Origin of the sequence: uncultured Planococcus sp. (assembly GCF_947501725.1) — a bacterium.
Lineage (GTDB): Bacteria > Bacillota > Bacilli > Bacillales_A > Planococcaceae > Planococcus > Planococcus donghaensis_C.
The window spans coordinates 1-23,707 of record NZ_CANMXD010000008.1; the positions used below are offsets into that span (position 1 = coordinate 1).

Annotated in this window: 23 protein-coding genes and 1 pseudogene; 4 read left to right on the top strand and 20 right to left on the bottom strand. The window is 45.0% G+C overall.

All coding sequences use genetic code 11. The features are described from left to right. Nucleotides 1-93: 93 nt before the first annotated feature. The 13 genes from Q0785_RS12410 to Q0785_RS12470 form a co-directional block, all read right to left on the bottom strand. Entirely contained in the window at nt 94-1,998 is a 1,905-nt protein-coding gene (locus tag Q0785_RS12410) for an LTA synthase family protein (RefSeq protein ID WP_298830187.1), read from the bottom strand. Between the two features lie 140 nt (nt 1,999-2,138). Continuing rightward, the gene (locus tag Q0785_RS12415; protein ID WP_298830189.1) at nt 2,139-2,336 is read right to left on the bottom strand and encodes a YqgQ family protein; all 198 of its coding nucleotides are present in this window, start codon (nt 2,334-2,336) and stop codon (nt 2,139-2,141) included. Further along, complete coding sequence (locus Q0785_RS12420) at nt 2,333-2,908, bottom strand: 5-formyltetrahydrofolate cyclo-ligase (protein ID WP_298830191.1); 576 nt, start codon at nt 2,906-2,908, stop codon at nt 2,333-2,335. The genes Q0785_RS12415 and Q0785_RS12420 overlap by 4 nt, the downstream gene beginning before the upstream one ends. A gap of 64 nt (nt 2,909-2,972) precedes the next feature. Continuing rightward, on the bottom strand, nt 2,973-3,122 hold the full coding sequence (gene rpmG, locus Q0785_RS12425; protein WP_006830468.1) for a 50S ribosomal protein L33: 150 nt from the start codon (nt 3,120-3,122) through the stop codon (nt 2,973-2,975). A 232-nt stretch (nt 3,123-3,354) separates the two neighbouring features. Then, nucleotides 3,355-4,014, bottom strand: a complete 660-nt coding sequence (gene phoU / locus Q0785_RS12430; RefSeq protein ID WP_223637893.1) for a phosphate signaling complex protein PhoU — start codon at nt 4,012-4,014, stop codon at nt 3,355-3,357. Nucleotides 4,015-4,031: 17 nt separating this feature from the next. Further along, nucleotides 4,032-4,844 carry a phosphate ABC transporter ATP-binding protein PstB gene (gene pstB / locus Q0785_RS12435; RefSeq protein WP_298830200.1) on the bottom strand — a complete coding sequence of 271 codons (813 nt, stop codon included), beginning with the start codon at nt 4,842-4,844 and terminating at the stop codon, nt 4,032-4,034. 28 nt (nt 4,845-4,872) lie between these two features. After that, nucleotides 4,873-5,751 (bottom strand): phosphate ABC transporter permease PstA, encoded by an 879-nt coding sequence (gene pstA / locus Q0785_RS12440; RefSeq protein ID WP_298830202.1) that lies wholly within the window; start codon nt 5,749-5,751, stop codon nt 4,873-4,875. Between the two features lies 1 nt (nt 5,752). After that, a complete protein-coding gene (gene pstC, locus Q0785_RS12445) occupies nt 5,753-6,679 on the bottom strand; it encodes a phosphate ABC transporter permease subunit PstC (RefSeq protein ID WP_298830204.1) in 927 nt (308 codons plus the stop codon). Between the two features lie 75 nt (nt 6,680-6,754). Then, on the bottom strand, nt 6,755-7,726 hold the full coding sequence (locus Q0785_RS12450) for a PstS family phosphate ABC transporter substrate-binding protein (RefSeq protein ID WP_298830206.1): 972 nt from the start codon (nt 7,724-7,726) through the stop codon (nt 6,755-6,757). 165 nt (nt 7,727-7,891) lie between these two features. After that, entirely contained in the window at nt 7,892-10,069 is a 2,178-nt protein-coding gene (locus Q0785_RS12455) for a penicillin-binding protein 2 (RefSeq protein WP_298830208.1), read from the bottom strand. A 111-nt stretch (nt 10,070-10,180) separates the two neighbouring features. After that, nucleotides 10,181-10,789 carry a superoxide dismutase gene (locus tag Q0785_RS12460; protein WP_223637910.1) on the bottom strand — a complete coding sequence of 203 codons (609 nt, stop codon included), beginning with the start codon at nt 10,787-10,789 and terminating at the stop codon, nt 10,181-10,183. Nucleotides 10,790-10,935: 146 nt separating this feature from the next. Continuing rightward, entirely contained in the window at nt 10,936-11,415 is a 480-nt protein-coding gene (locus tag Q0785_RS12465) for a DUF456 family protein (RefSeq protein WP_298830213.1), read from the bottom strand. A gap of 269 nt (nt 11,416-11,684) precedes the next feature. Beyond that, on the bottom strand, nt 11,685-13,316 hold the full coding sequence (locus tag Q0785_RS12470) for a Na/Pi cotransporter family protein (RefSeq protein WP_298830215.1): 1,632 nt from the start codon (nt 13,314-13,316) through the stop codon (nt 11,685-11,687). A gap of 167 nt (nt 13,317-13,483) precedes the next feature. Here Q0785_RS12470 and Q0785_RS12475 point away from each other — a divergent pair, with 167 nt between their 5' ends. From Q0785_RS12475 to Q0785_RS12485, 3 genes are all read left to right on the top strand, one after another. Further along, entirely contained in the window at nt 13,484-13,996 is a 513-nt protein-coding gene (locus Q0785_RS12475) for a DUF1189 family protein (protein ID WP_298830217.1), read from the top strand. A gap of 188 nt (nt 13,997-14,184) precedes the next feature. Then, a complete protein-coding gene (gene ispG, locus Q0785_RS12480) occupies nt 14,185-15,312 on the top strand; it encodes a flavodoxin-dependent (E)-4-hydroxy-3-methylbut-2-enyl-diphosphate synthase (protein ID WP_290185049.1) in 1,128 nt (375 codons plus the stop codon). 13 nt (nt 15,313-15,325) lie between these two features. Next, nucleotides 15,326-15,916 (top strand): hypothetical protein, encoded by a 591-nt coding sequence (locus Q0785_RS12485; RefSeq protein ID WP_298830223.1) that lies wholly within the window; start codon nt 15,326-15,328, stop codon nt 15,914-15,916. 48 nt (nt 15,917-15,964) lie between these two features. Here the strand turns inward: Q0785_RS12485 and Q0785_RS12490 are convergent, their stop codons facing one another. The 5 genes from Q0785_RS12490 to Q0785_RS12510 all read right to left on the bottom strand — a co-directional run bounded on the left by Q0785_RS12490 (nt 15,965) and on the right by Q0785_RS12510 (nt 20,385). Beyond that, the gene (locus Q0785_RS12490) at nt 15,965-16,375 is read right to left on the bottom strand and encodes a Fur family transcriptional regulator (RefSeq protein ID WP_223637927.1); all 411 of its coding nucleotides are present in this window, start codon (nt 16,373-16,375) and stop codon (nt 15,965-15,967) included. After that, nucleotides 16,372-17,226, bottom strand: coding sequence for a metal ABC transporter permease (locus Q0785_RS12495; protein ID WP_298830225.1), 855 nt, complete (start codon nt 17,224-17,226; stop codon nt 16,372-16,374). Before Q0785_RS12495 ends, Q0785_RS12490 begins: the two co-directional genes overlap by 4 nt. Next, complete coding sequence (locus Q0785_RS12500) at nt 17,223-17,990, bottom strand: metal ABC transporter ATP-binding protein (RefSeq protein WP_298830227.1); 768 nt, start codon at nt 17,988-17,990, stop codon at nt 17,223-17,225. The genes Q0785_RS12495 and Q0785_RS12500 overlap by 4 nt, the downstream gene beginning before the upstream one ends. A gap of 193 nt (nt 17,991-18,183) precedes the next feature. Then, nucleotides 18,184-19,077 carry a deoxyribonuclease IV gene (locus Q0785_RS12505; protein WP_298830229.1) on the bottom strand — a complete coding sequence of 298 codons (894 nt, stop codon included), beginning with the start codon at nt 19,075-19,077 and terminating at the stop codon, nt 18,184-18,186. 12 nt (nt 19,078-19,089) lie between these two features. Beyond that, the gene (locus Q0785_RS12510) at nt 19,090-20,385 is read right to left on the bottom strand and encodes a DEAD/DEAH box helicase (RefSeq protein WP_298830231.1); all 1,296 of its coding nucleotides are present in this window, start codon (nt 20,383-20,385) and stop codon (nt 19,090-19,092) included. A 130-nt stretch (nt 20,386-20,515) separates the two neighbouring features. Here Q0785_RS12510 and Q0785_RS12515 point away from each other — a divergent pair, with 130 nt between their 5' ends. After that, nucleotides 20,516-21,496: a 4-hydroxy-3-methylbut-2-enyl diphosphate reductase gene (locus tag Q0785_RS12515; RefSeq protein ID WP_298830233.1), complete on the top strand. Its 981-nt coding sequence runs from the start codon at nt 20,516-20,518 to the stop codon at nt 21,494-21,496. 100 nt (nt 21,497-21,596) lie between these two features. Here Q0785_RS12515 and Q0785_RS12520 read toward each other — a convergent pair. After that, nucleotides 21,597-21,890: pseudogene (locus tag Q0785_RS12520) on the bottom strand (PfkB family carbohydrate kinase); the annotation flags it as partial. A gap of 29 nt (nt 21,891-21,919) precedes the next feature. After that, nucleotides 21,920-23,392, bottom strand: coding sequence for a sucrose-6-phosphate hydrolase (locus Q0785_RS12525; RefSeq protein ID WP_298830234.1), 1,473 nt, complete (start codon nt 23,390-23,392; stop codon nt 21,920-21,922). Nucleotides 23,393-23,707 lie beyond the last annotated feature (315 nt).

Sequence of the window (23,707 nt, forward strand, 5' to 3'; positions counted from 1 at the left end):
TATACCGGGGTCAGAAAACAGAAAAAACCCCAAATGGGTCACTTTTTTAAAGTGTCTACCATTTGGGGTGCGGTTCAAGTGTGCGCTCTCTTTTTATCGTTCCAGTTCCACATCTGGAATCGTGGTCAACTGGCCATCTTCCTCATCGTAGAAACGCAGTAGGTCCCCATTGATGATCGACTCGGAATATTCTAGTTCTGTAAATGCCTGCTCTATATACGGCGCACACAGTTCCTGTTCTGTCGGTTCACCGGTTTCTTTATCATAACAGACATTCCCCGCATAAACCACTTCATCTGTGACGAAACGTCCATCCCGGAAGACAACGAATTCCTCATGCTCTTCCGAGAAAAGATCCCCGCCAAACTGAATATCTTTTGACGTATCGATCCCCATCATGTTCATGATGGTCGGACGCATGTCAATTTGCCCGCCCACTTCATCATCGACGTAGCCTTTCCCGTATCCCGGAATATGAACAAAGAAAGGTACTTTCTGTAATTCAGCAGAAGTGAAATCCGTCACTTCTTCCCCCAGGTACTGTGTCATGGCTTCGTTATGATTATCGGAAATTCCGTAATGATCTCCATACATGACGATGATCGAATTTTCATATAAGCCTTTTTCTTTCAGCTCATCAAAAAGAACTTCTATCGACTCGTCCAGATAACGCGAAGTCTGGAAATAACGATTCAATGTTCCTGAATTCGAATCGTATTCATCAATCAATTTATCTTGTTCATCCAAAGTAAATGGATGATGGTTGGTCAATGTCAACAAACGGCTGTAGAACGGCTGCTGCATCTCAGTCATATGTTCGACTGATTGCTCGTGGAAAGGAATATCCTTCATCCCCCAGTTGACGGCTTCGCCTTCACCGACTTCAAAGCTTTCAATATCATAGAATTCATCGATGTTCATCGATTCGTACATGATATCGCGGTTCCAGAAGCTCTTTGTGTTGGCGTGCTGGACATTTGTCGAGTAGCCGTTTTCGCCGAGGCTCTCAGCCATGGAATTATAAGTATTTCCACTATGAGTAAAGAACACCGCTCCACCGCTTAACGGATAAAGTGAATTCTCGAGCAAAAACTCCGAATCCGATGTTTTGCCCAAGCCTGTCTGATGATAGAAATTCTCGAAATAGATCGTATCTTCGTCTTCCGTCAAAGAATTCAGGAACGGCGTAATCGTCTGTCCGTTCATTTCACTGTTGATTGCGAAACTTTGCAGTGATTCCAAGGTGACGACGATCAAGTTTCGACCTTCCGCTATTCCTTTCATATCTTCCGAAGGTTCTATTTGGTTGGCCCGCACATAGTTGTTGGCTTCAACAAGCTCGGAGCCATCAGCCAAAGCACGCTGTGCCTGTGATTTGGATTGGACATAGATATCATATAGATGATAATTGTACATGCCCAAGTTTTTCACCAGCATCTCGCGGTCAAAACTGCGGGTCAGCAATTGTGGACGCTCTGCTTCAGCAAGTCCCAGATTGAAGAATAGGACCGCAAGCGCCAAAACGTAATAGGCTTTGCGCTGCACGGAAGATGAAACCACTTTATTCTGTTTTACATTGATGAATTTGATTGCCAGCAGAATAACCAGTACATCTGAAAAGTAGAAAAGATCCGTCCAGAAGACACTGGCTGCCGCACTTGATCCCAGATCGCCGAAGTTCTCGGTCTGGAACAGGACTGGCAACGTGATGAAATCACTGAAAAAGCGATAGAAGGCGACGTTTCCGTATAGGACAATCGAAGTAATGACGGCAATCGATACCATATATCGGTTCTTGGCTTTCTCGCTCTTGAAGAACAGTGATATTCCGTAAATGAATAACAGCATGCTTAATGGGTTAATGAATAATATGAATTCCTGCAATAAATTTTCAATTGTGATTGAAAAACTGGTCTTATAAACAATATATGTTTTTAGCCATGTCGTGATGATGGCGATTGCCAGTATGGAATGTTTCGGCCATTCTTTTTTCAACATCCGCGTACATCCTCCTAATTCGTTCGAATTCTTTTAACGATTACATCATAATAGTACAGTATAGAAGAAACTTGCAGTCAAATGAAGTAATTAGCCTTATTCTAGACGAAGGAAATCGGAGAAAGTTTCGTAGGACGAATTTATTTCTTGTCATATTCCAATTTCTTTTGGCGGAGAATAAGGATTGCTGAAGCGTATTCTTTTGCAGAAATAAATTGCAGGCGATACAGCTCCTTGACCTCATCTTCCATCAATTCAAGATCGGCCTTGTAATCAGCAGTATAGATGATTGTGCCATAGCTTTTCAGTAATTGCATGACATCGAATAGGTTCTTCATTCATTCACCGCCTCAGCATTGATAAAGCCGCTTTCCGTATAGATCCCTTGTACTGGCAGATCATGGACTTCCACTGGAATCGACTCTGCTATTTGGCAATCGAAAGCCAAAGAACGTGTCACACCCTGATAACCCACTAAAAACCGGTCGTAATAGCCACCGCCAAAGCCGATTCGATAGCCCTGCTTGGAAAAAACCACGCCCGGAACAATCAATAGATCGATGTCTTCCGGTTTTATGTATAAAGTTTTCGCAACAATCGGTTCCTGCAATTTCATATAGACCACTTCCAATTGGTCCCTGTGTTCAATCATCCGGAAATCCATGCCCCGGCTTGCCGGCAGGCATTTCGGTGCCGCTACTTTTTTGCCCGCAGCCCAACATCTCTCCATCAAGTCAAAAGTATCCACTTCGGGAAATGCGGAAATGGTCATGCCGATGGTTTTCGCAGCCACAAAGGCAGGGTCTTCCATCAAATGGCTGATCACTTGTGCCGATTTCTTTTTATATTCTTCTAACGTCAACTTATTGAGTAAAGCCAGCACTTTTTTTCGCTGTGCACTTTTATCCATATCAACACCCGCTCCTTTACAAAGAAAAAAGCCAAAACCCTAAAAGGTTTTGGCAATCAATGAATTACTTCGTTTCACGGTGTACTGTCATTTTCTTTTCACGTGAGCAATATTTTTTCATTTCAAGACGCTCAGGGTTGTTGCGCTTATTTTTAACAGTGCTGTAGTTACGTTCGCTACATTCTGTACAAGCTAAAGTGATGTTAACACGCATCGGTATCCCTCCTAATTCTTTCAAAGATCATTTGTAAATAAGCGTGATCTATACGACTTAATTATTATAGCATATTCCGGAATAAAGTCTACTGTAAAAACCCATTAATTTGAACCTTTCAAAATAAAAAGAAGACCGGCAGCTTTTTCGCTCCCGGTAATCATTTATCCTGACATTAATTGCCGATGACGTTCCGACAATCCAGAAGGCAAAAACATGGCCTTGCTCTTTTTTATTTGTTCAGATCATAATGCTGTCCGCGGACCATGTAAAACAATTGTTCAGCGATGTTGGTCGCATGGTCGGCTGAGCGTTCCATATAACGGCTGATGAATGCCAATTGGGTGATTTGGCTGAGCCTGTCCGGATTTTCTCCGCCCGCACGCATCAGTTTGCGGATGACGTCCCCATACAGCTCGTCTACCTGGTCATCCAGTTCGGCAATTTCCTTTGCTTTCACGACATCCTCTTCGACAAATGCGTCGATTACCTGGCGAAGCATAGCGACAGCAAGTTTCTGCATTTGCTGGATCTGTCCGATCTGCGGCAATAGTTCCTGATTGCCGATGCGTATAGTCTCTTTTGCGATATTGACCGCGTAATCTCCGACACGCTCCATATCCGACGCTACTTTTATCGTGACGATCAAACGCCTTAAGTCAGTCGCCACTGGGGATTGCTTGGCGATCAATAAAATGACCCGGTCATTGATATACTCTTCCAGCTGATTGATATCCTTATCGTCCTCAATCACTTCAAGCGCTGCATCCACATCCTGCGAAATCAATGCCTCCATTGATTTATTCAAGGCGTTGACCGCCATGGTGCTCAGTGAAATCAATTCCTCCTGAGCAGAATTCAATTCAAAGTCGAATTTTTCACGCACTGACAAAAACTCCGCCTCCTTCCTTAGCCGAATCGGCCTGAAATATAGTCTTCCGTCCGCTTATCGGATGGATTTGAAAAAATTGTATCTGTATGGTCAAACTCCACGACTTCCCCATTTAAAAAGAATGCGGTCTTATCTGAAATGCGCGCAGCCTGCTGCATATTATGCGTCACGATAATGATGCTGTAATCCTTTTTCAACTCCTGAACCAATTCTTCCACTTTCAAGGTTGAGATGGGGTCGAGCGCCGAAGTCGGCTCGTCCATCAAAATGACATCCGGTTCGATCGCTAAGGCACGGGCGATACAGATCCGCTGCTGCTGTCCGCCGGAAATGCTGTAGGCATTTTCGTTCAGACGATCTTTCACTTCATCCCAAATGGCAGCTCCGCGCAAACTTTTTTCGACGATTTCGTCAAGGATTTTTTTATTCTTGATGCCATGGATCCGAGGACCGTAGGCGATATTATCGTAGATCGATTTCGGAAATGGATTCGGTTTTTGGAAAACCATACCCACTCGGGTCCGCAGCTCTTCCACGCCGTAATCATGGTTGAAGATATTACGTCCCCGGTAAAGGATTTCTCCTGAGGTCTTCACCGAAGGCACCAATTCAACCATTCGGTTCAAAGTCTTGATGTAAGTCGATTTCCCACATCCTGAAGGTCCGATGATAGCGGTGACTTCATTTTCCATAATTTCAAGATCGATATTCTTTAAAGCATGATTGTTGCCATACCAAAGATTGAGCTGTTTGGTTTCATAAACAGCCTTTTTTGAAGGCTGGGCTGATACTGTTTCCGTTGCTGGTTTCTTCGTAATGATGGTGGTCATTTGCAGAACCCCTTCCACATAATTAGCATTAGTAACGTTTATCGAACTTGTTGCGGATGATAACGGCAATGGAATTCATGAACAGCAATACAGCCATCAAAACGATGATTCCGGCTGCTGCCACCGTCTGGAATTCCTGTTGAGGACGGCTTGACCAATCATAGATCTGCATTGGCAGCGCTGTGAAGGTATCCATGACACCAGCCGGTAAAAACTGGATGATGACCGGCACACCGATGACAATTAACGGTGCTGTTTCTCCGATGGCGCGCGACAGTGCCAGGATACTTCCTGTGAGGATTCCTGGAATAGCGGCCGGCAGGATGATTTTGACGATGGTCTGCCATTTGGTCGCGCCCATCCCATAAGATGCGTCACGCAATTCCCCTGGAACTGAACGGATGGCTTCCTGGGAAGCGACCACGATCACCGGCAGTATCAGCAGGCTCATTGTAAACCCGGCTGCTAATATGCTGTTGCCCAAAGCCATGGCACGGACGAAAATCGTCAAACCAAGCAAACCGAATACCACGGATGGAACCCCTGCGAGATTGGAAATATTCATGCGGATAAAGTTGGTGATGCGGTTTTGTTTTGCGTATTCTTCCAAATAAATGGCTGAACCGACACCAAGAATGATAGAAGTCGGCGCAACGACGATCATCAGCCATAAAGAACCGATAAGTGCCGCCTTGATACCTGCCTGTTCCGGGAAACGGGAAGCGAAGTTGGTCAGGAAGTCGATGGAGAGATGTCCTGCCCCTTGCGTTACGATCCGGTAAAGCAGAATCACCAAAGCCAATAAAGCGAGTAATGTCGCGGCCAGAAAGATGTATTTGAAGATGCTGTTGGCGATCAACCTGCCATTCATCCGTTTGACGACTGTTTGTTGTTCAATGTATCTCATATCAGTATTCCTCCCTGAAACGTTTCGAGACGTAGCCGGCAAGGATATTCATCACCATCGTAAAGACGAACAGCGTGAATCCTACAGCGTAAATGGAATAGTAGATGGTCGTTCCGTAGCCGGCATCCCCTTTGGATACCTGAACGATATAGGCTGTCATGGTCTGGATCGAGCCGGTAAAGTCACCGTCGAATCGCGGCGTTGAACCGGCAGCGAGTGAAACGATCATGGTTTCACCGATCGCTCTGGACACTGCCAGGACCACAGATGCGATAATTCCGGAAAGCGCAGCAGGGACGGTGATTTTCCAGGCCACTTCAAATTTAGTGGAGCCCATCGCCAGTGCGCCTTCCCTAATGCTTTTCGGCACAGAAGACATAGCGTCTTCCGATAAAGAAGCAATCATCGGAATGATCATGATGCCGACAACAATTCCCGGTGAAATTGCATTGAAAATTTTGATTTCCGGAAATACCGCCTGAAGTACAGGTGTCACGAATGTCAATGCGAAGAATCCATAGACAATCGTTGGAACACCTGCCAAAACCTCAAGAACAGGCTTCAGTACGCGACGGACATTTTCACTGGCATATTCACTCAAGTAGATAGCTGCTGAAATGCCTATCGGCACCGCTACGATAACCGCAATCAAGGTGACTTTAAGTGTTCCGACAATTAGAGGCAGAATACCGAATTGAGCTTCTTTATTTGAAAATGGCAGCCAAGTGGTGCCGAAAATAAAATCAAAGAATGGCACACGTCTGAAGAATGTTATGGTTTCAACAATTAAGGTCAAAACGATTCCGATGGATGTCAAAACCGAGACCGAAGCAATCAGGAACAGAATGATTGGAATGACCTTTTCAATTATTTTTTTGTTTTTCTTACCGTTCGACTGCGCGATCATTTCCTGCACAGATGGTCGCATATAGAATCCCCTTTCAACCGCAAAAGGTGAGCAGTGGCTGCTCACCCTCAGACTAAACTAGACTGGTACGTGTTTTTATTTCAAAGCTTCTAAAGCAGCTAGACCTTCGTCATACTTTTCCTGTGGCAAAGCAACATAACCGACAGCTTCTGCCATGGCTCCTGCATTTTCAAGCGTGTACTTCATGAAATCGTAGGCCGCTTCGTTTTCAGCCAATGCTTTGTTGCTTGCATAAGTGAACAACGGGCGTGACAGTGGTGAATACTCTCCTGATTCAATCGTTTCATTGGTGGGTTCAACGCCATCAATTGTCACGACTTTCAACGTATCCTGATTGGCAACGTAATACGCATAGCCGAAGAATCCAATGGCATTTGGATCAGATTGAATTCCTTGAACCAATGTATTGTCATCTTCAGAAAGTGTTGCTGAGCTGACAAGATCCTCTTCTTCAAGAATGACTTCGTTAAAGTAATCGAACGTCCCTGAATCTGTTCCCGGTGCATAGAAGACCACTTCTTCATCAGGCCATTCCGGATTAATATCCGACCATTTTTTCGTTGTGCCATCTTCTACCCAAAGTTTTTTCAGGTCTTCAACTGTCAAGTCTTCCACCCAGTCATTTTCCTGGCTGACGACCACTGACAAACCGTCGAACGCCAATTGGAATTCAGTATACTCGACACCCGCTTCTTCAAGGCTCGCAGCTTCTTCTTCTTTTATCGGTCGGGAAGCATTAGAGAAATCAGTTTCGCCTTGGATGAATTTTTCAAATCCTCCGCCTGTACCTGAAACACCTACTGTCACTTGGACATCGGGTTGCGCGCCCGCATATTCTTCCACGATGCCTTCCATGATCGGTGCTACCGTAGAAGATCCGTCACCTGAAACTGTGCCTTCAACAGCTGCTTCTTCTCCAGCTGTGTCTGAACTAGTTTCTTCTGTGTCTGTACCGGTATCTGCAGTCTCTTCTGTGCTGCCACATGCACCAAGAATTAAAGCCGAACCAAGAATTGTTGAAGCCATTGCGAATTTCCAGTTTCTCATTGCGTTGTTTCCCCCTAGAGTTTATGTTTGTTTACCTTTCTTACTATAAACAGAGTTTGTTGAGGGCATATAAAGGCAATGTTAAGAAATTGTAAATCTACTGTTCTTCTACAAAAAAGCCCCAGGAAAAGTTTCTCATGATGAGAACTTCCCTGGAGCTTGTTTTTACTCGCCTTCTACAACTACTGAACTGCTGTAAGGCGGTTTTATTAAATTGGAGGCGGATCCTGATTCTTTATTTTTCAACTCAAAGTATTTATCAGCTGCTGCACGTGCGATTTCGTTGTTGGCTTTTGGCACATTGTTCGGATCAGTCGTGACATACGGAATCACCACTGCATAGGCGATTTCCGGATTTTCAAATGGTGCGTATCCGACATGCGCAATATTGATGGCATATGTTCCGGTCATTTCATGATCTTTTTCATAGAACCAAACTTCGGCCGTTCCGGTTTTCCCGGCAGCGGTGTAAGGTGCGTCACTGAATTGGGCACGAGCTGAACCCGAACTCCCGATATACACATTGCGCATACCGGTTTGGACCTGATCGATTTCTTCCTGCGTATTATTGATGCGATTCAAGATTTTAGGTTCAATAATGGTTTCGATCGGCCCCAGTGTTTCACCGTCTCTGGAAGCTTTACGGATTTCCTTGACAACATGCGGTTCCATCCGGAATCCATCATTGGCGATTGTCGAAATATACTGCGCCAATTGCAGCGGCGTATACGTGTCGAACTGCCCGATGGCTAAATCGAGAAGTTTAGGCCCTGGGGAGGTTCCACCTATAAAACCTGGCGCTTCATTCGGCAGATCTATGCCAGTTTTTACGCCAAGACCGAATTGTGCGAATGAATTCCGCATGACTTCGAAGCTTTTTGGATCTACATACAAACCTCGGTTATATTGATATTCGGCTTCTGCAATCTTCAGCGCAATTTTAAACATATAGACGTTGGAAGAACGCTCGATGGCCATCAGATCCGTCATGGGAATGCGGTTGAACAACTGCGTATTGAAAATGGAGTTCTTTTGAGGTGTACTCGCAAATTTCAGCGGTTCATCTATCTGAACTTCATTCAAGTCGACTACATCTTGTGAATAACCGGTCAATAGCGTCGCACCTTTAACGGTCGATCCCATTTCATGAGCGGCTGTAAAACTGCCGAACGCGTAATCGTTGATGACCTGCTTGCCGTTTTCATCTTTTCCGAGGCGCTTTCCTACCATTGAAAGGACTTCTCCAGTCTGCGGATTCATCATCACCAAGTAAGCATCTTTCACCAATTTAGAACTCGGACCTGCTTTCAACTGGAGCAATTTATCTTCGACAATTTTTTCAAGTTCGCTCTGCAATTCACTGTCGATAGAAAGAACGAGGTCTTTACCCGCTTCCCCTTCATCTACAGGGAGCGTTTCGATGACACTTCCTCGACCATCTGTGATATTTTTGACGACCGACTTTTGCCCTTGCAGCACGTCTTCATACTGCTGTTCCAAAAAGCTGATGCCGACTCGGTCATTGCGCGAGTAATCGCGTGCCAGATAATAATCCAGTTTATTGGCGGGAATCCCGGTTTCTGGCGTCGTCGTGCTCCCCAGTATCGTCAAATCAGTTGATTTGACGCGTTTCCAATCCGTGACGGTATTGACGCCCTTGAGTTTTGGGTCTGTCAGCCGTTCTGAGACACGCGCAAACTCTTCATCTGTGACGCCCTCATTTTTGATCATTTGTGGAGCCAGTGCATAGCCGGAAGTCATTTCCCGATAGATGGCAAGAATCTCCAAGTCTTCAGCAGTTAAACTCGCCAGTTCTTCATCAGTGATCTTGTCTCTGACTAAGGAATCCAGCTTACGCTGCTTTTCCTTTTCGGTGATGTCTTCAGCGGCGATTGCCGCTTTTTCTTCATCCGTCACTTTTTTGTTGGCACTTTCGGCATTCAATTGTATATAAAAATCCTGTTTATCCCGGAGTGTCACTTTGTCATCGTCTTTTTCGATCAATTTCGCCAATTCTTTTGCCACAATCAGCATTTCTTCTCTTTTGGTCGTCTGCATCGCTGTATAAGTGATCGCATTGACCGGCGTATTGTCGACTTGGATCCGTCCTTCACTGTCAAAGATACGGCCTCTTGGCACACTGGTGTTAACAGGGACTTCTTCAGTCCTTGCGATGGCACGCGCGTAGTCTTCTCCTTTAACAATCTGGAGAAACCCTAAACGAAGGATCAGTACAGAAAACAACAAGAAGATAGTGAAAAAGAGGATATTCATCCGAAAGACGGTATTGGACTGCAGTTTCACTCTCGCAAGGGATACGCGTCTTTTTTGAGGCGGTTTCATGAGGCGTTTGCTCCTTTCGCAAAAATATCCACTTCTCAGTATATCATCACACAAAAAAAACACACACTTTTTCAGACGAAAAAGTGTGTGCAAAGTTTCAATTAGTGACAATTATTTCGATGTTTCGTAACGGTTGGATACTTCTTCCCAATTCACTACGTTCCAGAATGCATTGATGTAATCCGGACGTTTGTTTTGGTACTTCAAGTAGTAAGCATGCTCCCAAACATCAAGGCCAAGCAATGGAGTTTTGCCTTCCATCAATGGTGAATCCTGGTTAGGAGTTGACGTTACTTCCAATTCGCCGTTTGAAAGAACAAGCCAAGCCCAGCCTGAACCGAAGCGAGTTTTGCCGGCAGCTGCGAATTTTTCTTTGAATTCGTCAAAGCTTCCGAATTTGCTGTTGATTGCTTCGCCAAGAGCGCCAGTCGGGTTGCCGCCGCCGTTTGGAGACAATAGCTTCCAGAATAGCGAGTGGTTGGCATGTCCGCCGCCGTTGTTGCGAACTGCAGTGCGGATTGATTCAGGTACTGCGTTCAAATCAGAAATCAATTCTTCCACAGATTTAGAAGCAAGATCTTCGTGGCCTTCTAAAGCCGCATTTACGTTCGTAATGTACGTGTTATGGTGTTTTGTGTGGTGAATGTTCATTGTTTCTTTGTCGATGTGCGGTTCAAGTGCGTCGTACGCGTAAGGTAATTCCGGTAATTCATATGCCATGATAAAATTCCTCCTTGAGTCTATTGGTCTACTCTCTTAGCCTATCAAAATTTTCTGACCTACACAAACATAATGCACGCCAAATCCTTTTATTCAGACCTTTGACTGATTTAACCTGATTTAGCAGTCTGTGGAATCGTACCGGTTCAAATAGTGAAAAAGAAAATAACGACCATGACTACCTGAATGATTCCTTTGGTGAAGACGGACGTGATGAATCCGACGACAGAGCCGATTCCGGAAAGAAACGACTTTTTCAATGAAGATTTATTGAACAGGATTTCTGCAATGATGGCACCGACAAATGGCCCGATCAGGATACCGATGATGGGGATGACAAAAGGTCCGATGATCAAGCCGATTGTACTGCCCCAAAGGCCGGCTCTCGAACCGCCGAACTTTTTGACGCCAAAGGCATTGGCGATGGCATCCGCTCCGAACAGCAGAATGACAAACAGGCTTTGGATCGCCCAGAACCACCAGGGCAGATCGCTGAAGCTGAAAAACAGCCCATACATGACAAAGCCGCCGAAAATGAACAGCACTGCCGGTATGATCGGGTAAACCAAACCGATAAAACCGATTAAAAAACAAAGCAGGATGACAATCCAGCCGATTACCTCCATCTTGTATTCCTCCCTATAAAAAAAGCTCTCTTCCATCGTGCCCTACATTTTTTAAAATGTAAAGCGTGATGAAAAAGAGCTTTTTGTGTTTTTTATTTTTGCTTTCGCTTTGCGCTTGAAGAGCTACACGGACGTTTCCGCTTTTCTTTGTCCAGCTGCAGCGCCCAGCTCTTTGGGTCATAAGCCACTCTGGCTATGCAGCAAAGAACGCCGCTTCGCCAGATCGTCTTATGCCCGGCAGAGCTACACGGGCGCTTCCGCTTTTCTCATTAAGCCCGGTTACCCAGTATCGCTTCTGCGATATTTACTGCATGGTCTCCGATGCGTTCCAGGTTGCTGACGATGTCGACAAAGACGATTCCGGCTTGTCCTGTACATGCGCCTTCGTTCAAGCGCAGGATGTGCTTCTTACGGAATTTACGTTCCATTTTGTCGATCAGGTCTTCCTGTTCGGCTACTTCACGAGCCAACTCATGGCTGGTCGTATTTAATGCGTTCAATGCTTTTTGGACCGTTGCAATAGTCAATGTAAACATTTCCGTTAAATCTTCCATTGCATCTTCGGTGATTTTCACTTTGTTGTTTTCCTGATAATCGACCAACTCAATGATGTTTTCAAAATGGTCTCCGATCCGTTCAATGTCCCGGACGGTTTCCATCAACATCGTATGGCGAGTGGAATCAGCTGCTGAAATGGATTCAGCTGAAATGAGCACCAGGTAATCCGTGATTTTGCTGTCGAGATTATTGATGGCATCCTCCAGCTGATAACCCATTTCCGCGTTCTTTTTGCTTTTGGTCATCAAATAGGAATAAGTTTCCTGCAATCCTTGGACTGAATACTCACCCATGCGCAGGATTTCTTCTTTTGCCTGTCCAAGTGCAATTGATGGTGATTGTTCGATGAAATGGATATCAAGATGTTTTGGTTTAAATTCAACCAATACCTCTTCACCTGGGATGGCTTTTGTGACCAAATATGCCCAGGCACCTATTAATGGAAATTGAATAATTGTATTCGCTACGTTAAAGGATCCGTGGGCAAAGGCAATCTGCATTTTCGGTTCTAATGCCAGTACTCCGGATATCCATTCTACGTAAGCAGTAAATGGAATCAGTAAAATCAAGAAAATGACCGAACCGACGATGTTGAACAGCACGTGCACTGCTGCAGCACGGCGCGCCGCGATTGATGTCCCTAAAGCTGCAAGGACGGCTGTAATGGTCGTTCCGATATTATCTCCGAACAGAACCGGCAAGGAAGCTGCAAGTGTCAGGATGTTCTCATCGTATAGCCCTTGCAGAATTGCGACTGTACCACTGGAACTCTGCACAATTAATGTAAATACTGTACCGACGACAACGCCAAGTATCGGAAACTCACTTAAACTGATTGTCATGTCGATGAAGGCCGGCAGTTCACGCAGCGGCTTCATGCCCCCACTCATTAATTCCATCCCGTAGAAAAGTCCACCAAAACCGAAAATGACCTGTCCGATGTTCTGAATCTGATTTTTCTTTAAGAAGAAAATCATTGCGGCTCCAACTGCCATGATCGGTAAAGCGTAAGCCCCGACATCCAGCCCAATGATGAAGGCCGTGACAGTAGTACCGATATTCGCACCCATGATGACACCAATTGCCTGTCTCAATGTCATAAACCCGGCACTGACCAATCCAACAACGATTACGGTAGTACCTGAACTTGATTGAATTAAGATGGTTACGATTATCCCGACCAGGACACCCATGAATGGATTTGTCGTAAAGCGGTCCAGGATGTCGCGAAGTTTATCGCCTGCTGCTTTCTGCAAAGCATCACCCATAAACTTAATCGAAAATAGGAAAATCCCTAATCCGCCAAAAAAGGAAAAGAGGATTTCTTGCCAGTTCATTTCCACGATACTTATTCAACTCCTAAATTTCATATTCACACCTAACCTATTATGAATAGTTTACTTAGAATTTGTAAACACCTTTATTTAAAATTTACATTCCCGTAACAAAGCAGGATTTTTTTCTTCTTCCGACATGTTACGATTATTATATAGATGAAAGGAAGATGATCGTGAATATATATCAATTATTCAAAGCGAGTTTGATGGAACCTAAAAGACAGGCAGCCGTCCGTATTATGACCATCGGCAAAATCATGCAGTTTATTTTTGTTTTTGTGGCTCTTTTGACAGTCGCCTCTTTTGTTGAATGGACCCTCGGTTTAAGTAATACGACAAGTAGTATAGACGGCCTCATTGAATTTGTGGAGGAAATTGAATGGCTGCTTTATCCCTTTGCTTTGATATTCTTATTTGTTTCCACTACACTTTATCACTTCATCAAAATCAGTTTGTTCGCGCTGATTGGCCTGTGGATATTGAACGCCAGAAAACGCCGCGGTGAATACCGCCACTTGTGGAGAACCACTGCTCTAAGTGTCACAGTTCCGACATTGCTGGCATTTATTTTAAGCTTCTTTGATTTCGGCTTGGGTGTTTCACTTGCCACCAGCCTGCTGACCATCCTGTATTTGTATTTGGCTGTCGGTTATTATCCGAAAAAACCACGGATGCAAAAGACATAAACAGTACATTAAATTAGTGTAAAGAACGGTGATAATCAGCCGTCTTTCTTGTCTTTTTGAGCGCTACACTGCTAAAATGGCTATAGGTAACGGAATAGAGCCGACAACTTTTGGGAAATCCGACAGTTGCTGGACAAAGATATGTGAGCCGATAGAACAGGCCACCATCAAAAAGGAGAGATTTTTTCATGAGCGAAATGACACACCGTTCAAAGACACGCCCCGTTAAAGTCGGAGATCTGACGATCGGCGGCAGCAATGAATTATTTATACAAAGTATGGCAACCACCAAAACACACGATGTAGAAGCGACTGTGGCTGAAATTCTGCGTCTGGAAGAAGCAGGATGCCAGATTGTCCGTGTAGCATGCCCGGATGAGCGAGCTGCGTATTCAATCGGTGCCATCAAAGAACGCATTAATATTCCATTAGTAGTGGATATTCACTTTGATTATAAATTGGCTTTGATCGCCATTGAACAAGGTGCAGACAAAATCCGCATCAACCCAGGCAACATCGGACGCCGTGAAAAAGTGGAAGCTGTTGTCAATGCCGCAAAAGCAAAAGGCATTCCGATCCGTATCGGTGTCAACGCTGGTTCATTGGAACGCAAAATTCTTGAGAAATATGGCTATCCAACAGCTGAAGGCATGGTCGAAAGTGCTCTTCACCACATTAAGATCCTGGAAGACCTCGATTTCCATGACATCATCGTTTCATTGAAAGCATCGGATGTCAGCCTGGCTGTCGAAGCCTATGAATTGGCTTCAAAAGCGTTCGATTATCCCTTGCATCTCGGAATCACGGAATCCGGTACTTTGTTTTCAGGTACAGTGAAAAGCGCAGCCGGCCTTGGAGCGTTATTCGCCAAAGGAATTGGCAACACGCTCCGAGTTTCATTGAGTGCTGATCCAGTCGAGGAAGTTAAAGTGGCGCGTGAAATGTTGAAAATTTTCGGCCTTTCCTCTAACGCGGCAACCCTGATTTCATGCCCGACTTGCGGACGCATCGAAATCGACTTGATTGCAATCGCCAACGAAGTGGAAGAATACATCTCCCACATCAAAGCGCCATTGAAAGTCGCTGTTTTGGGCTGTGCAGTCAACGGACCGGGTGAAGCGCGTGAAGCGGATATCGGCATCGCCGGTGCACGCGGCGAAGGCTTGCTGTTCATGCACGGAAAAACTGTCCGGAAAGTACCGGAAGAAACCATGGTCGACGAACTGAAGATCGAAATCGATAAATTGGCGGAAGAGTATTTCGCCAAGCAAGCTGCAGAGAAAAAAGAAAAAGAAATGGAACAACAACAAGCATAAGGTTGTGAGCACATTGAGATATCGTTTTGGAATTGATATTGATGGGACAGTGACTTCACCAACGTCACTCATCCCTCACATAAATGAAAAGTTCAAGAGTGAATTGACATTGGATGATATCAAGGAATATGATTTGACCGCCGCCCTTCCCCATCTGGCACAAGGTGAATTCTATTCCTGGTTCCGGGATTCCGAGCCGCAGATCTACGCGGCTTCACCGGTTTCGGAAAATGCCAAGAAAATCCTGAACAACTGGAAAGACCAATACGAACTGTATTACATTTCAGCCAGAGGCGACAATGTCCGCGACGTCACTTTCGATTGGTTTGCAGAACATGCCATCGCCTATGACCATATCGAGTTGATCGGCTCCCATAAGAAAATCGAAACAGCGAAGCGCCACAATGTCCATTTGTTCTTCGAGGACAAACATGATAATGCCGTAGAGATCGCTGAAGAGCTGGATATCCCAGTAGTCCTGTTCGACACCCCTTATAATCGGCAGCCGGTTCCTGACAACGTCATACGCGTTTATGATTGGCTTGAAGCAAATGAATGGGTCAAAAATGAATTCAGCATCCAGAAGACATTGACAGGTAAATAATAGTTGAAACCAATAAAAAGCGAGAGTGGATTTTTTCCACTCTCGCTTTTATTTGCATTCCGGACATTTTCCGTATATTTCAAACTTATGGTTGGCGATTTCGTATGCCGGCAAGGCGGCTCCGAGCATATCCATCGGACATACCGGAATTTCTTTTATCTTGCCGCAATCCATGCAGATGAAATGGTGATGATGATGATCACTTTCACATTGCATGCGGAAATGGCGCTCACCTGACAATTCCGTTTCTTCCAATATGCCAAGCGATACAAAAGTCGCCAAATTACGGTACACCGTGTCATAGCTCATGCTTGGATAATCCTTTTGCATGACATCCAGCAAATCTCTCGCCGTTAAATAACGTTCATCATTGGCGAACAACTCCAGAATCTGATTGCGTTTTGATGTTTCCTTAAAGCCGTTTTCTTTCAGGATATTCCATGCATTGGTTAAATTCATGCGATCGCTCCTTTTTTAAGTGAAACCATGATCTTTTTATAGACAATGACCGAAAGCAACAGGAATATAGAAGTGACGACAATCGTGCCGCCCGGTGCCAAATCAAAATAAAAGGCAGTGACAAGCCCAGTGATGACCGAAATCTCACCGAAGACGATAGACAGGATAATCGTCTGTTTAAAGCTTTTTGTCACCCGCATGGCAGTTGCCACTGGAATTGTCATTAACGAAGACACCAAAAGAATACCGACAATGCGCATAGACCCGGCAATGACCAGTGCCGTAACGATCATGAAGATAAAGTGAATCCATTTTGCAGGCAAGCCGGATGCTCTCGCGTATTCGTCATCAAAAGACAACACAAATAATTCTTTGAAAAAGAAATAGATGAATGCCAATACTACTACTGCTATCGCCGCAACAATCAACAAGTCTTCCCTGCTGACGGCTGAAACCGAACCGAACAAATATCCGAACAAGTCATTCGAAAAACCTTGCGCAAGGGAAATGAAGATTGCCCCGAAGCCGATGCCGGCTGATAAAATGATCGGAATCGCCAGCTCTTCGTAATGCTTGTACAGGCTTCTCAATCGCTCAATCAGCACCGAACCGGCTACTGACGCTGCAATCCCAAGAAACAGCGGGTTCAATAATGCCAATGAAGCAATGCTCTGGCTTAAATAGAGGCTTCCTGCTATCCCTGCAAGCGTTACATGGCTTAAAGCGTCCGCAATCAACGAAAGCCTGCGGACAACGATAAAGACGCCGAGAAGCGGCGCAATGACCCCGATGATCAATCCGGCTGCAAAGGCGTTCTGTAAAAATTCATAGGATAATATAGCTTCGATCATGCGTGGCTTCCTCCGATATGGTGAATTTTACGGACAGAATGGCCGTACCACGCTTCACGCTGTTCATCGCTCATCGTGTGAAGCTGTTCTTTGAATCCGTGGAAATGGATGGTCTGGTTTAAACAGGCCACATGCGTGATCCGGTCTGTCACTGTATCGACATCGTGCGTCACCAATACCAGCGTGATATTCTTATCACGATTCAGTGAAGCCAGCATGTCATAGAATGCCTGGACATTCTGATGGTCGACACCGACAGTCGGTTCATCAAGAATCAGGATCTTCGGTTTAGCCACCAATGCGCGGGCGATGAAAATCCGTTGCTGTTGGCCCCCTGACAGCTCACTGACGCTCCGGCCCATAAAGTCCTTCATGCCGACCGCTTCCAACGCTTCTGCCACCTCTTGACGGGCAGATTTCGGCAAACGATGGAACAATCCGGTTTTCTTAGCAAGACCGCCTGCTACAACTTCTTCAACAGTCGCCGGAAATCCTGAGTTGAACGAATTGGATTTTTGGGAGACATAGCCGATCCATTCGCGGTTCTTGAAATTTTTCGCGTCTACGCCGAAAAGCTCAATTTTCCCTTTGCTCGGTTTCATGAGCCCCAGCATAATTTTCAGCAAAGTCGATTTCCCGGAGCCGTTCGGACCCAAAATTGCCAGAAAATCGCCTTCCTCCACTTTCATGGAAATGTTATCAAGTGCTTTTGTTTGTTCATATTCAAAGCTGATGTCTTTAATGTCAATCAATGGCGCGACCATTGTGTCGCCTCTTTTCTAATTAATAATGATTACGATTTACCTTAAGAAAGTATAGTAGAGTTTATCGGTATTGTAAACAGATTGAGCTTAAATAACTTCGCAGCTGGTGATCTCTTTTCTTCAACCCATAAAATAAGAAGCTGAAGGCAGTCCCTTGAAATCGGGTCTGTCTCCAGCTTCAACATCTTATATCCTATAGTGGGGATTTTAACTCTTCGATGGCGCCTGGTGAAAAGATGCCCGCTTTGAACATTTCGATTTCGAATGCATACGGCGGTTTCTTATTTTTGGCATCCAGTCCGACATAAGGCGTCTCGAGGATTTTCGGTACATGCATAAGATCCGGATGATGGACAATTCCATTCAAGGCATCAAAGCCGATTTCACCAAAGCCGATATTTTCGTGGCGGTCCTTGCCCGCTCCGCGAACATTTTTGCTGTCGTTGATGTGAAGTACCTGAAGCCGCTCGATACCGACAATTCGGTCGAACTCTTCCAGTACGCCATTGAAATCTTCTTTGATGTTATAGCCGGCATCATGCGTATGGCAGGTGTCAAAGCACACGGATAAGCGCTCGTTATGCGTCACACCATTGATGATGGCTGCGATTTCCTCAAAACTGCGGCCACATTCCGTGCCTTTTCCAGCCATAGTTTCAAGTGCGATGTTGACGGGATAATCCTGCGTCAGCACTTCGTTCAAACCCTCTATGATTTTTGCGATTCCCGCATCTGCTCCAGCTCCGACATGGGCGCCTGGATGCAGAACGATTTGTTTTGCTCCGAGAGCCGCTGTCCGCTCGATTTCCTTTTGAAGAAATTCTACACCATGAGCGAAGGTTTCAGGTTTTTGTGTATTGCCTAAATTGATGATGTACGGCGCATGGACGACAATATCCGTTAAATTATTGGCGGCCATATGGGCACGCCCTGCATCGATATTCAATTCTTCAATCGGTTTGCGGCGCGTGTTTTGAGGTGCACCGGTATAGATCATGAAAGTCGACGCTCCGTAGGAAGCGGCTTCTTCGCTTGCTGCAAGCAGCATCCCTTTGCCGCTCATTGATACGTGAGATCCTAATAGCATGAAACTATCTCCTTACTTTTTGCGATTTTTGCGTCGTTCCATCTTTTTGATTTCGTCCATTTTCCACTTCATTTTCTTCTTGTACATCGGTTTCACCGATTTTGGTTTATGCACCATCGTTTTCGCTTTCGCGTCCGCTTCATTCGTTGTTCTTGTACGGGTCGTACGGCTATGGCGCTCTTTCAAATCGACGAATTCGCCTTTGACGATATCTTTTTGCTGGAAAGGAATGCCCATTTTTTCAATCCGGACGATTGCGTCGTCGTCTTCTGGTTTGAATAATGTTATGGCTACCCCCTTCATCCCTGCGCGAGCCGTACGGCCAACACGGTGGATAAAGAACTCCAGGTCTTCCGGCAACTCATAGTTGATGACATGGCTGACGCCCTGGATATCAATTCCGCGAGCTGCAAGGTCTGTCGCAACGATGTATTGATATTCAAGATCACGGATCTGGCGCATCATCTTAACGCGTTCACGTGGTGCCAAGTCGCCATGGACACGGCCGACACGGATGCCTTCTTTCGCCAATTGGTCTGCAACATAATCCGCATTCGTGCGGGTATTGACGAAAATGATGGCCAAATAAGGATTGATGACTTTCATCACATCCTGCAAGCGCTCCATTTTCTTTTTGCTGCGGACAGGAACCAAATAAAAGTCCAGTCCGTCTGCAGTCGGACGCTTATCGCCGATTTTCACATGGATCGGCGACTCCATGTATTTTTTCAGGAAAGGTTTCAATTTTTCCGGAATAGTCGCTGAAAAAACGTACATCTCCAATTTTTCCTGCATTTTACCTGCTACTTGATCGATTTCTTCGATAAAACCAAGGTCGAAAGCAAGGTCCGCTTCATCCACTACAAGAATTTTGCCAGTGTGCACCAAAAGAGCATTTTCTTTAACGAGGTCTCTCAGGCGTCCGGGTGTTCCGATAACGATATGAGGCTGTGTTTTCAATTTATTGATTGAACGTTGCTTGTCTGTTCCACCGATAAACGATTTCACTTCAATGCCGGATCCGACAACCAGTTTCTGCAACTCGTTGAAGATCTGCGTTCCAAGTTCACGTGTCGGTGCTGCGATTACCGCCTGCACTTCCTGTTTGCTGACGTCGATGCGTTCTACGATCGGAATGATGAAACTATGCGTTTTTCCAGTCCCTGTATGGGATTGGCCAATTGCACTTGAGCCTTTCAATATATGGGGCATCATTTCCTTTTGGATTGGTGTCGGTTCTGTAAACCCGAGTTTTTCTACCGCTTCCAATAGGAATGGTTTGAATGGATATTCGTTGAATTTTGTCATGGGATTAAATTCCCTCCTTACGCTCTAGACATTATAGCATAAAATAGGGCCATTACGCGATGCAACTTTTGTAAAGCTCTGCCGTCTCCGTTATAATGAAAGTATGATTTTGAAAGGAGCGCGGTACTTGATGAAGGTTATGAAAATATCGCCAAGAGGATATTGCTACGGAGTGGTCGATGCAATGGTCATCGCAAAGAATGCTGCGATGGACGAAACTTTGCCACGCCCCATTTATATACTAGGAATGATTGTCCACAATAAGCATGTGACAGATGCGTTCGAAGAAGACGGCATCATCACATTGGATGGCACAAACCGCTTGGAAATTCTGGAGAAAGTGGAAACCGGCACCGTGATTTTCACAGCTCACGGTGTCTCTCCGCAAGTCCGAGAACTGGCACGGCGCAAAGGCCTGGTATCAATTGATGCCACCTGCCCTGACGTCACCGTGACGCACGACTTGATCCGCGAAAAGACAGCTGATGGCTATCAGATCGTCTACATCGGAAAAAGTGGACATCCGGAGCCGGAAGGCGCAATCGGCGTCGCGCCGGATATGGTTCATTTAGTGGAATCTGTAGAAGACGTTAACCGTCTGGAAATCGATGCTGAAAAAATCATCGTCACCAACCAAACGACAATGAGCCAGTGGGACGTTGTCGACATGATGAAACGCCTGAAGGAGAAATTCCCGCATTCCGAAGTCCATAAGGAAATTTGCCTGGCTACCCAGGTGCGCCAGGAAGCTGTTGCACAGCAGGCCGGCGAAGCGGATCTATTGATCGTCATCGGTGATCCGATGAGCAATAACTCAAACCGGTTGGCACAAGTATCTCAGGACATCGCCGGAACTCCTGCCTACCGCATTTCGGATCTTTCCGAATTGAAATTGGAATGGTTGGAAGGTGTTGAAACCGTAGGCATTACAGCAGGCGCTTCTACGCCGACACCGATCGTCAAAGAAGTGATGAAGTTCCTAGATCTTTATGACCCGGCTGACCCGAGCACCCATGCACTGACACGGTCTGTGCCGCTCAATAAAATCCTTCCGAAAATCAAGCACCCGAAACCATCGGATCGCATCGAGCCGTATCCGGTAGGCGAATAAAAAATAAGGCTGCCCCAAAAGTTAGTTTCCTGACTTTTGTGGGCAGCCTTTTCTTTGGGTTTGTATGATCGAAATGATATGAATTTTTTTATTCCTTTAACCAGTCGGCCTCTATTTCCGAATCTTCGAGAAACGGATCTGCCGAAGGAATTCTATAAAACGAAAAGTCTCGCTCTCCATTTTCGCGCAATGACACAAAGGCAAGGCCGGTATTCGCCTCCCTTAATTTGGTGATCAGTGAAGCAGTTCCGCCAAACTTTGCTACCGCAACAGCTACATTTGCCGGGGCACCACCAGGAACCCGCGTAAAAGAAACGACGTCTTTTAAAGCGGATCCTTTTTGGTGGGGGATAAAGTCGATTAATATTTCACCAATCGAAAATATTTTTCCCAATCAGCACCTCTCCCTCTTTTAACGCCACGCTATTTATAGTCCCATTTCACTGCTTTAAACGCTGCGGTTCCACCCGTTGCAAAAAAACGAATTTCCTTGCTTTTTCTATCCGGGAAAATACGGGAAGTGAATACTTCTGCTCCATCGTTCACAAAAATTTCCACAGATGAAGCATCAACGAACAAATGGAACTTGTATACTTTTTCAGTTATTCCGCATTTCCTTTCAGTTCCAAACGTGCTGCCGATTACTTTGCCTGACAGCGTACGGTCCAGTATAACTTTCCCTTGTTCCGCGTCATATTTGATCACCGTTTTTTCATCTTCCCCCGCACGGAATTCTATTCCGTATTCTAAAGCATCCCCTTGTTCGAACTCGCATATAAGTTCATATATGACGCCAGAAAATCCATCATAAACTTTCTTTTCATGTGAAATTCTGTCCGCTGTTTCGACTTTTGTTTTACGCAGCGACTGAAGTTCCTGGACAGGTTTTTGTATGATCTTTCCGTCTTGAACCATTAATTCTCTCGGGAGGGTCAAACAGTGTGCCCATCCATTTATATCGCTGGGATACTCGATTTCAGGCAACCCCATCCAGGCGACCAAAAGACGTCTGCCATTTGGATCTTCCATGGTATGAGGCGCATAAAAATCAAAACCTCTGTCGAGTTCTACAAAGTTCCCATGAGCCAATTCCTGTAGTTGCAGATCTATCTTCTTACCCAGCACATAACCCGCCTGGTAAATATTTTGATACAGATCCCCTTCAGGTTCCAGCCCTTGCGGAGAGAAAATCAGGACACCTTGATTTTCTATCTCAAAATAATCCGGACATTCCCACATAAAACCGAATAAATGCAATGTGGTAGCAAGTTCTCCTTCAAAATTCCATTCCAGTAAGTCCGATGAACTTAATAGACAGACACATCCTATTTTATCAGTTCTCTGCGCTCCAATCACCGCATAAAACCTTTCTCCTTCTTTCCATAATTTCGGATCACGGAAATGCTCTGTATATCCCACCGGAACTTTATCGAGAACTGATTTTTCCAATTTGATGATGTTTTCTTGTGCATCCATAATTGCTATGCATTGATGTGGATGTCTCTCAAAATTCTCATCCCGCGTATTGCCTGTATACAATAAATAGATATTTCCGTTATGCTCAATGGCACTTCCGGAATATGCTCCATGGCTGTCAAAATAATCGTCTGGTTTGATGGCTATTCCGACATTCTTCCAGTTTACAAGATCTGTGGATTTGGTATGGTACCAATATTTCAACCCATGAAAAGGACCTAACGGATGCCATTGATAAAACAGATGGTATTCCCCGTTGTAATAACAGAAACCGTTCGGATCATTGAGAAGCCCTGAAACTGGTTGAATATGGAACGTTTGTCGCCACGAGCAGCCGTTGACCCTTAAAATCAGCATGTCTATCTCTTGTTGGCTCACCTGATCGAGTCGGATGTATTTTTTCTCTCGTTGTAATTCCATCTCTTGTTTATTCTCCTTTTAATAAAAGCAAAATCTTTCGATGAAACCCTTTCCCCCGCCGAAAATCCTTTATGGAAGCGCTTCCATAAAGGATTTTCAAAATTCACCTTTCTTCCTGGCATCTGCATTTGTTTGATAAAGATAACTCGAATAGTTCTATAAGAACGATTTTGTTCGGTGATTTTTGAAATGAGGATGTTACTCGTTTGTGGGTACGCAACTTTGTTTTAATTTCTACCTTATTATACCATAAAAAAACCCAATCAGCTTAACAGACAACCTGTAAAATGAGCTAGTCAATCAACATATGAATGC

What these genes read in the sequence shown, in the direction of transcription:
- pstB (WP_298830200.1), bottom strand. Translation starts at nt 4,844, where the DNA reads ATGACCACCATCATTACGAAGAAACCAGCAACGGAAACAGTATCAGCC.
- Q0785_RS12490 (WP_223637927.1), bottom strand. Translation starts at nt 16,375, where the DNA reads ATGAATTTAACCAATGCATGGAATATCCTGAAAGAAAACGGCTTTAAG.
- Q0785_RS12460 (WP_223637910.1), bottom strand. Translation starts at nt 10,789, where the DNA reads ATGGCATATGAATTACCGGAATTACCTTACGCGTACGACGCACTTGAA.
- Q0785_RS12450 (WP_298830206.1), bottom strand. Translation starts at nt 7,726, where the DNA reads ATGAGAAACTGGAAATTCGCAATGGCTTCAACAATTCTTGGTTCGGCT.
- rpmG (WP_006830468.1), bottom strand. Translation starts at nt 3,122, where the DNA reads ATGCGTGTTAACATCACTTTAGCTTGTACAGAATGTAGCGAACGTAAC.
- Q0785_RS12510 (WP_298830231.1), bottom strand. Translation starts at nt 20,385, where the DNA reads ATGACAAAATTCAACGAATATCCATTCAAACCATTCCTATTGGAAGCG.
- Q0785_RS12410 (WP_298830187.1), bottom strand. Translation starts at nt 1,998, where the DNA reads ATGTTGAAAAAAGAATGGCCGAAACATTCCATACTGGCAATCGCCATC.
- Q0785_RS12455 (WP_298830208.1), bottom strand. Translation starts at nt 10,069, where the DNA reads ATGAAACCGCCTCAAAAAAGACGCGTATCCCTTGCGAGAGTGAAACTG.
- pstA (WP_298830202.1), bottom strand. Translation starts at nt 5,751, where the DNA reads ATGAGATACATTGAACAACAAACAGTCGTCAAACGGATGAATGGCAGG.
- ispG (WP_290185049.1), top strand. Translation starts at nt 14,185, where the DNA reads ATGAGCGAAATGACACACCGTTCAAAGACACGCCCCGTTAAAGTCGGA.
- Q0785_RS12415 (WP_298830189.1), bottom strand. Translation starts at nt 2,336, where the DNA reads ATGAAGAACCTATTCGATGTCATGCAATTACTGAAAAGCTATGGCACA.
- pstC (WP_298830204.1), bottom strand. Translation starts at nt 6,679, where the DNA reads ATGCGACCATCTGTGCAGGAAATGATCGCGCAGTCGAACGGTAAGAAA.
- Q0785_RS12525 (WP_298830234.1), bottom strand. Translation starts at nt 23,392, where the DNA reads ATGGAATTACAACGAGAGAAAAAATACATCCGACTCGATCAGGTGAGC.
- Q0785_RS12495 (WP_298830225.1), bottom strand. Translation starts at nt 17,226, where the DNA reads ATGATCGAAGCTATATTATCCTATGAATTTTTACAGAACGCCTTTGCA.
- Q0785_RS12465 (WP_298830213.1), bottom strand. Translation starts at nt 11,415, where the DNA reads ATGGAGGTAATCGGCTGGATTGTCATCCTGCTTTGTTTTTTAATCGGT.
- Q0785_RS12515 (WP_298830233.1), top strand. Translation starts at nt 20,516, where the DNA reads ATGAAGGTTATGAAAATATCGCCAAGAGGATATTGCTACGGAGTGGTC.
- Q0785_RS12420 (WP_298830191.1), bottom strand. Translation starts at nt 2,908, where the DNA reads ATGGATAAAAGTGCACAGCGAAAAAAAGTGCTGGCTTTACTCAATAAG.
- Q0785_RS12505 (WP_298830229.1), bottom strand. Translation starts at nt 19,077, where the DNA reads ATGCTATTAGGATCTCACGTATCAATGAGCGGCAAAGGGATGCTGCTT.
- Q0785_RS12500 (WP_298830227.1), bottom strand. Translation starts at nt 17,990, where the DNA reads ATGGTCGCGCCATTGATTGACATTAAAGACATCAGCTTTGAATATGAA.